The sequence below is a fragment of the Mangrovicella endophytica genome, from assembly GCF_002893625.1.
Classification (GTDB): domain Bacteria; phylum Pseudomonadota; class Alphaproteobacteria; order Rhizobiales; family Rhizobiaceae; genus Mangrovicella; species Mangrovicella endophytica.
The window spans coordinates 26,774-33,711 of the sequence record NZ_PKMZ01000017.1 but is presented as its reverse complement, the minus strand read 5'-3'; the positions used below and the strand labels follow the sequence as shown (position 1 = coordinate 33,711).

Below are 6,938 nucleotides of genomic sequence, written 5' to 3'. Positions count from 1 at the left end.
AGCGGGGCTACGGCCGAGACGAGCCGACAAAGTGGGCGCCCGGCGACCGCAAACCCGAAGGGCCGGGTGCATTCGGCCCGATCCCGTCGACCCCGGTCTGCGGCCGTAGCCCCGCTACGACCTTGCCCGGCGTCTTGATCTCGAACCGAATGCCCTCCGGCAGAGCGGTTCCGTGTTCGCCGGAAATGCTCTGGCAGAGGGTGGCGTTGGATCAGAAGCGCTCGCCGGCAAAATGGGCGATCTGCGCGCCGGCCTCGTAATAGGCCTCGCGCAGCGGCCGGAAGGATTGCGGCAGCGGGTCGGTGACCGGCAGTGGCAGGTCCGCCTCCGTGACGCGCCCGCTGACGAGATCGGCGAGGGTGCGGCCGAAGACGGTGCCGGGCGCGATGCCGCGGCCATTATAGCCGCTGAACGCCACGACGTTGCGCCCGAGCCGGTGGAAGCGCGGCAGCGAATCGGCGGTCATGCCGATCTGGCCGTACCAGACGCTCTCGAATTCGATCGGGCCGATGGCCGGGAACAGGCGGCGGAGCGCGCGCTTCGCCCAGGCCTGGTGGACGGCGAGCCCGGTGCCCCTGAGCGCACCGACGCTGCCGAAGACGAGCCGGCCGGCCTGGTCGAAGCGAAAGGAGGACAAGATCTCCTCCGTATCCCAGACGCCTTGGCGCTCGGGCAAAATGGTGGCTGCCACTGCCGGATCCAGGGGCCGGGTTGCCATGTTGAAATAGGGCAGGTGGACAATTTCGGCGCGCACCCCCGGCCAGGGCGCGCCGGGGCGGGCGGAGCCATAGGCCTCAGTCGCAACGATCACCCAGTCGGCCGTCACGCTGCCGGCCGCCGTTGCCACCCGCCAGCGCCCGCCGGCCTCGGTGGCGCCGGTGACGGCCGATCGGGTGGCGATCCTGGCGCCGCTTGCGATCGCCGCTGCGGCAAGGCCGCGGGCATAGCTGAGCGGCTGGATCGTGCCGGCGCGGCGATCGAGGAGCGCACCGCTATAGGCCGATGTGCCGACCTTGCCTGCGGCCTCGGCGGCGCCGAGGAGTTCGACCGGGGCGCCACGCTTCTGCCACTGCTCCGCCCGCTGTTCCAGCTCGGCGAAGCCCTTCGGCCCGACGGCACAGTGCAGCGTGCCGGCACGGGTCGCCTCGCAGGCGATACGGTGGCGTTCGACGATCTCGAAGACGGCGCCCGGACCCTCGCCGAGGAGGGTGAGCAGCTGCTCGCCATGCTCCGGGCCGAGCTGGGCCGCGACCGTGTCCGGCATCACCCAGAGGCCGGCATTGACGAGGCCGACATTGCGCCCCGAGCCGCCGAAGCCGATCTCGGCGGTCTCCAGCACGGTGACGCGCGCGCCTCGCTCGGCCAGATGCAGCGCGGCGGAGAGGCCGGTGAAGCCGGCGCCGACGATCGCGACATCGGCCGTATGATCGCCGGACAAGGGCGCGGTGGGTGGAGCCGGCGGCGCGGTGCGCTCCCAGAGACCGTGCGAGCGTGGATCGTTCAGCATGGTGACAACACTCTCTTGGCCAGGGTTTCGCGCCAGCCGGCTCAGCCGATGCTCTCGACCCAATCCGGCAAGGCATCGAGACGGGGAAGCTCGCGATAGCGCGGATGGTGCGTCGGCGCCTCCGCGGCTTCGTGCGCCCAGACGATCTCATAGGGGATGAAGGCGGCGTAGGCGCCGGCCTCCAGCGCCGGCAGCACGTCGGAGCGTAGCGAATTGCCGGCCATCACCGCCGCCTCCGGCGCTGCGCCGTAGCGGGCGAAAACCCGAGTATAGGTCTCAGCGCGCTTGTCGCTGACGATCTCGACGCCGGTGAAACGGTCGCCAAGGCCGGAGGCGGCGAGCTTGGTCTCCTGATGGAAGAGGTCGCCCTTGGTGACGAGGACGAGCTGCGCCTGTCGGGCAAGGCGATCCAGCGCCCCCGGCACGCCGGGCAGCATCTCGACGGGATGGCGCATCATGTCGCGGCCTAGCGCCAGGATCTCGGCGACCGCGTGGGAGGAGAGGTTCGGGCCGGCCAGCTCGGTCGCGGCCTCGATCATCGACAGGCCGAAGCCTTTCACGCCGTAGCCGTAGAGCGGCAGGTTGCGATGCTCCACGGCGTCGAGGACGCGGGTCGCCTCCTCCGCCGCGGCATAGGGCGACAGGATCTCGCCAAAGCGCCGGAAGGCTTCGCGAAAGAAGGTCTCGTTGTGCCAGAGCGTGTCGTCGGCATCGAGACAGACCAGCCGGATCGGCATCGCCATCGTCCCCTTTAGGTATCGGGGCGGCAACTTAGCCGAGGTCTCGGAGGGCTGCCATGCCGTCGCGCGCTGCGCCGACCCCGGCCGTCACGGGCGACCGGCCGGTCTGTCGGCAGCAGCGACGAAGCGCCCGATCTCGGGCAGCGGCTCGCCCTCCAGCCACGCCGCCGCGATCGGCCAGAGGCTTTCCTTGAAGCGGTCGTGGAAGAAAGCGAAGTGACCGATCTCGGCCGCGCCGATATCGGCCGGATCGATGCGCAGATGCGTCGACGGCGCGGCCGGGTAGAGGGCGAGCAGCCGCTCAATAGCCGGGACCGTGCCGAACGGGTCGTCATCAAGGCCGATCGCGAGGATGGGCGCCGTGACGGCGGCCAGCGCCTGACGCGGCGTCGAACCGAGGGCATCCGGCCGATCGAGCGAGGTCTCGAACCCACGACCAAACCCGCTCCAGTCGCGCACGACGCCGGCCGGCGTATCCTCCATCCAGCCGAGCCGGCTCCCCGGGAAATAGCCGAAAGCCCGCGTCAGGAGCGGCATGGCGAGGTGCCACTTGGCAAGCATGCGGTGGCGATGCCGTGGATGATAGTCCCGCCAGCGGGCGAACTGCGCGCCGACGGTGACGATGCGGGTGAACTGCCCGGAGCGGGGCGACAGGCCGGTGACGAAGCCGCCGATGCTGTGGCCGACCGCCGCCACGGCGCGGCCCGGAAAGGCCGCCGCGACATGGCCGAGCACCGCGTCGAGGTCGAGCCGCCCCCAATCAAGCCAGCCGGCCGCGAAGCCGCGCAGCCGCTGCGGCTTCGACAATCCGATGCCGCGATAGTCGTAGGTGACGACGGCGAAGCCCCGATCCGCGAGATAGGCGGCGAAGCGGCCATAATAGCGGCTCTGGACGGATGTCGCGGCGCTGATCACCACGACGGCGCGTGGCGTGCCCGCGGCGGGCCGGTGAACGAGCCCGACGATCGGAACGCCGTCGGCCGCCGCGACGGCGAAGCTGTCCGCCATCGATCAGAACGGTCCGGCCGGGGGCGCCGGGATGTCGGAATTCCGCATGGGCCGGACTAATGCGGCGTGTGGCATACGGCCTCGATATTGTTGCCGTCGGGATCGTAGACGAAGGCGGCATAATAGTTCGGGTGGTAATACGGGCGCAGCCCCGGCGCGCCGTTGTCGCGCCCGCCGGCGCCGAGCGCGGCGGCATGGAAAGCATCCACCGCGGCACGATTATCGGCCGTCAGGGCCACGTGGACGCCGCTCGCCGGCGTGCTGCCGTCCGTCAGCCATAGCACCGGCTTGCCGGTGCCGAAGCCGAGATGGGCCTTATCGCCGGTCTCCGCCGCCGTCACCTCCATGACGAGGCTTATGCCGAGCGGCTTCAGCGCCGCGGCATAGAAGGCTCGAGAGCGAGCGAGATCGGCGACCGGCAAGCTCATATGGTCGATCATGGAATCGGGTCCCCCAGTGTCCTGCGCGTTCACGTTGCAGACTACAACACCTCAGGGCATCCTGCATCAGGCGACGCGCGGCCAGGCGCCGAACGGCCCCGCCGCCGCAGGGAGGACCGCGATGCCGACGGATGCTGCCGCCGATCCCGCCAACCCCACGCCGAAGACCAGACCGAGGGTGCTGGGCGGCGTCGCGCCCTACCTCAACGTCGAAGGCGCTCTGGCCGCGGCCGCGCTCTACGGGCGCGCGTTCGGGGCCGAGACGGTGTTCACCTATCCGCCGGACGACAAAGGCCGCAGCATGCACATCCACCTCGTCATCAATGGCGGGTCGGTGATGCTGAGCGACTTCTATCCGGAGTACGGCCACAATCCGGTGCCGCCGCAGGCGATCACGCTGCATATGCAGCTGGAGGAGGTCGACGTGTGGTGGGACCGCGCCGTCGCGGCCGGTCTCACCGTGGTGACGCCGCTGCAGCCGATGTTCTGGGGCGAGCGCTACGGCGTGCTGCGCGATCCCTACGGCGTCAGCTGGTCGATGGGCGGGCCGCTGGAGTTGCCGGCCGGCTGAGCGAGCGCCGTTCGCCTGCGCAATGCAGCGAGGGCGCTTGCCTCTCCACGGCGAGAATCGCTAGCTCGTCCGCTGCTTCGGGCGCCATACCGGCGCCGTTGCGGCTGGGGAGAGGGATTGCCAATGACGCTGCGCATCGCCGTCTGTGGAACCGGGCACTGGGCGCGGACGATCCATCTGCCGGGCCTCAAAACCCTGCCGGGGGTGGAGCTCGTCGGCGTTCATGGCCGCACGCCGGCGACGGTGGAGGCGCTGGCCTCCGAGTTCACTATCGCCGCCTTCACGGATTTTGAGGCGCTGCTGCCGGCGGTCGATGCGCTGGCCTTCGCCGTCCCGCCGGACGTGCAGGTCGGCCTCGCCATCAGGGCCGCCGAGGCCGGCAAGCATCTTCTCCTCGAGAAGCCGCTGGCAACGAAGCTCGCCGATGCCGACCGTCTGACGAAGCTGACGCAGGCGCGGGACCTTGCGACCGTCTCCTTCTTCACCCGCCGCTTCATCCCGGCCGTCGAGGCCTTCATCGCCGAAGCGGTCGCGGCGCGCCCGCAACGCTGCGACGTCACCTTTCGCGGCTCGGCCCTCTTGCCAGGCAGCCCCTATGCGGCGTCCGCTTGGCGGCTCGCCGAGCACGGGGTGCTGCGCGATCTCGGCCCACATGCGCTGTCGGTGCTGGTGCCGGTGCTGGGGCCGGTCGCGAGCGTTGCGGCGGCAGACGAAGGCGGCGAGATCATCGTGGATCTCGTTCACGCGGGTGGCGGCACCGCGCGCCTGCGGCTGAACCTCAGCGTGCCGCGCGAGGCCGGGGAGGAACGCTACGACTTCGGGCCGGATGGTCCGGTTCTCGAACGCTACAGCTATGACCGGCTGGCGACCTACCGGTCCGCGGCCGCCGAGCTCGTCCACCTCATTGAGACCGGCTCGCGGGACCACCGTTGCGACATTCGCTTTGCCCGCGACGTGGTGGCGATCCTTGCTGCCGCGGAGGCCAGTCTGGCACAGGGCGGTGCGCGCGTTTCGACGCTGCCGCTCATGCCGCAGTAGCATCTCCGCGCGCCGTGGCGATCCGCCACCCCATGCGAACGGGTAATTCAGAGTGCCCGATAACCTTGGATGGTGAAGATCCGATCGCGTCGGACCGTGCCGCGACTGGCGCTTTTCTTCGGGCGCACTGGCTGCTATCGCCTAGAACCGCACAAATTGTCAGACCGACGGATTTATTGGGAGGATCGATGCGACCGTTCATCTACGCCGCCGCCATCATGGCTGCGCTCTCCGCTCCGGCCGTAGCGGCCGATTACTCGATCATCGCGCCGGCGGCGCCCGGCGGCGGCTGGGACCAGACGGCCCGCGCCATGCAGGATGCGCTGCAGACGGAGAAGATCTCCTCCAGCGTCCAGGTCACCAATGTCCCCGGCGCCGGCGGCACGATCGGCCTCGCGCAGTTCGTCAACGATTCCAGCGGCAACGCCAATGCGCTGATCGTCGGCGGCTATGTCATGGTTGGCGCGATCCTGACCAACAATTCGCCGGTGACCCTGAAGGACGTGACGCCGATCGCCCGCCTGACCGGCGAATACGAGGCGATCGTCGTTCCCGCCGACAGCGAGATCAAGACACTGGCCGACCTCGTCGCCAAGCTGAAGGCAGATCCGGGCAGCGTGTCCTGGGGCGGCGGCTCGGCCGGCGGCACCGACCAGATCGCCACCGGCCTGATCGCCAAGGCGCTCGGCGTCGACCCGACCAAGATCAACTATGTCGCCTTCTCCGGCGGCGGCGAGGCACTGGCGGCGATCCTCGGCGGCCAGGTCACGGCCGGCATCTCCTCGACCAGCGAGTTCGAATCGCAGGTCGCTTCGGGCGGGCTGCGGCTTCTCGCCGTCTCCGCGCCGCAGCGCATCGAGGGCGTCGACGCGCCGACGCTGAAGGAATCCGGCGTCGACGTCGAGATCCAGAACTGGCGCATGGTCGCGGCCGCTCCCGGCATCACGGCCGAGCAGGAAGCCGCCATCAACGCCGACATCGAGAAGATGGTGAAGTCGGCCAAGTGGCAGGAACTGCTGAAGACCCGCGGCTGGGCCGACACCTACCTCGCCGGCGACGCCTTCAAGGCGCAGCTCGACAAGGACATCGCGGCGACGTCGACGATCCTGAAAGACATCGGCCTGGTGCAATGACACCGACGGAAGCCTCGCCCGCAAGGCTGAACGAGAAGGAGCGCCGCCCCGACCGGGCGGTGCTCGCCATCGCGGTGCTCCTGCTGATCCTGTCGGGCGTCGTGGGCTACGCCGCCTGGAGCGTCTCGGCGCGCTCGGTCGCCTATGGTCTGGGGCCCACGGCCTTCCCGGCCTTTGTCGGCGGGGCGCTCCTCATCCTGTCGATCGGCACGTTCATCGCGGCCTTCCGCAACAGCTTCCCCGAGCGCGACCATGACGAGATCGCGCCGGTGCTCTGGATCGTCGGCGGCCTCCTGCTGCAGCTGGCGCTGCTGCGCACGGCCGGCTTCTCCATCGCGACCGGCCTGCTCTTTGCAGCAACCGCCAAGGGCATGGGCCGCGGCCCGCTCTGGCTGACCGTGCCGGCGGGCATCGTCCTGTCCTTCGTGATCTTCCTGATCTTCACGCGCCTCTTGCAGCTGTCGCTGCCCGCAGGACCGCTGGAACGCCTGATCCCCTGAC

Annotated in this window: 8 protein-coding genes; 4 read left to right on the top strand and 4 right to left on the bottom strand. The window is 69.8% G+C overall.

Annotation, left to right across the window (positions count from 1 at the left end; translation table 11 throughout):
• Positions 1–211: 211 nt before the first annotated feature.
• The 4 genes from C0R46_RS20075 to C0R46_RS20060 all read right to left on the bottom strand — a co-directional run bounded on the left by C0R46_RS20075 (position 212) and on the right by C0R46_RS20060 (position 3,695).
• The gene (locus tag C0R46_RS20075) at positions 212–1,507 is read right to left on the bottom strand and encodes an NAD(P)/FAD-dependent oxidoreductase (RefSeq protein ID WP_102961457.1); all 1,296 of its coding nucleotides are present in this window, start codon (positions 1,505–1,507) and stop codon (positions 212–214) included.
• 41 nt (positions 1,508–1,548) lie between these two features.
• The gene (locus tag C0R46_RS20070; RefSeq protein ID WP_198598421.1) at positions 1,549–2,250 is read right to left on the bottom strand and encodes an HAD family hydrolase; all 702 of its coding nucleotides are present in this window, start codon (positions 2,248–2,250) and stop codon (positions 1,549–1,551) included.
• 84 nt (positions 2,251–2,334) lie between these two features.
• Positions 2,335–3,255, bottom strand: a complete 921-nt coding sequence (locus C0R46_RS20065) for an alpha/beta hydrolase family protein (protein WP_102961455.1) — start codon at positions 3,253–3,255, stop codon at positions 2,335–2,337.
• A 56-nt stretch (positions 3,256–3,311) separates the two neighbouring features.
• Entirely contained in the window at positions 3,312–3,695 is a 384-nt protein-coding gene (locus C0R46_RS20060; RefSeq protein ID WP_102961454.1) for a VOC family protein, read from the bottom strand.
• Positions 3,696–3,816: 121 nt separating this feature from the next.
• Here C0R46_RS20060 and C0R46_RS20055 point away from each other — a divergent pair, with 121 nt between their 5' ends.
• The 4 genes from C0R46_RS20055 (at position 3,817) to C0R46_RS20040 (ending at position 6,937) form a co-directional block, all read left to right on the top strand.
• Positions 3,817–4,266 (top strand): VOC family protein, encoded by a 450-nt coding sequence (locus C0R46_RS20055; RefSeq protein WP_102961453.1) that lies wholly within the window; start codon positions 3,817–3,819, stop codon positions 4,264–4,266.
• 123 nt (positions 4,267–4,389) lie between these two features.
• Positions 4,390–5,304 carry a Gfo/Idh/MocA family protein gene (locus tag C0R46_RS20050; protein ID WP_102961452.1) on the top strand — a complete coding sequence of 305 codons (915 nt, stop codon included), beginning with the start codon at positions 4,390–4,392 and terminating at the stop codon, positions 5,302–5,304.
• Between the two features lie 188 nt (positions 5,305–5,492).
• Positions 5,493–6,437: a Bug family tripartite tricarboxylate transporter substrate binding protein gene (locus C0R46_RS20045; RefSeq protein ID WP_102961451.1), complete on the top strand. Its 945-nt coding sequence runs from the start codon at positions 5,493–5,495 to the stop codon at positions 6,435–6,437.
• Positions 6,434–6,937 carry a tripartite tricarboxylate transporter TctB family protein gene (locus C0R46_RS20040; RefSeq protein WP_102961450.1) on the top strand — a complete coding sequence of 168 codons (504 nt, stop codon included), beginning with the start codon at positions 6,434–6,436 and terminating at the stop codon, positions 6,935–6,937. The genes C0R46_RS20045 and C0R46_RS20040 overlap by 4 nt, the downstream gene beginning before the upstream one ends.
• Position 6,938 lies beyond the last annotated feature (1 nt).

What these genes read in the sequence shown, in the direction of transcription:
- C0R46_RS20075 (WP_102961457.1), bottom strand. Translation starts at nt 1,507, where the DNA reads ATGCTGAACGATCCACGCTCGCACGGTCTCTGGGAGCGCACCGCGCCG.
- C0R46_RS20070 (WP_198598421.1), bottom strand. Translation starts at nt 2,250, where the DNA reads ATGGCGATGCCGATCCGGCTGGTCTGTCTCGATGCCGACGACACGCTC.
- C0R46_RS20065 (WP_102961455.1), bottom strand. Translation starts at nt 3,255, where the DNA reads ATGGCGGACAGCTTCGCCGTCGCGGCGGCCGACGGCGTTCCGATCGTC.
- C0R46_RS20060 (WP_102961454.1), bottom strand. Translation starts at nt 3,695, where the DNA reads ATGATCGACCATATGAGCTTGCCGGTCGCCGATCTCGCTCGCTCTCGA.
- C0R46_RS20055 (WP_102961453.1), top strand. Translation starts at nt 3,817, where the DNA reads ATGCCGACGGATGCTGCCGCCGATCCCGCCAACCCCACGCCGAAGACC.
- C0R46_RS20050 (WP_102961452.1), top strand. Translation starts at nt 4,390, where the DNA reads ATGACGCTGCGCATCGCCGTCTGTGGAACCGGGCACTGGGCGCGGACG.
- C0R46_RS20045 (WP_102961451.1), top strand. Translation starts at nt 5,493, where the DNA reads ATGCGACCGTTCATCTACGCCGCCGCCATCATGGCTGCGCTCTCCGCT.
- C0R46_RS20040 (WP_102961450.1), top strand. Translation starts at nt 6,434, where the DNA reads ATGACACCGACGGAAGCCTCGCCCGCAAGGCTGAACGAGAAGGAGCGC.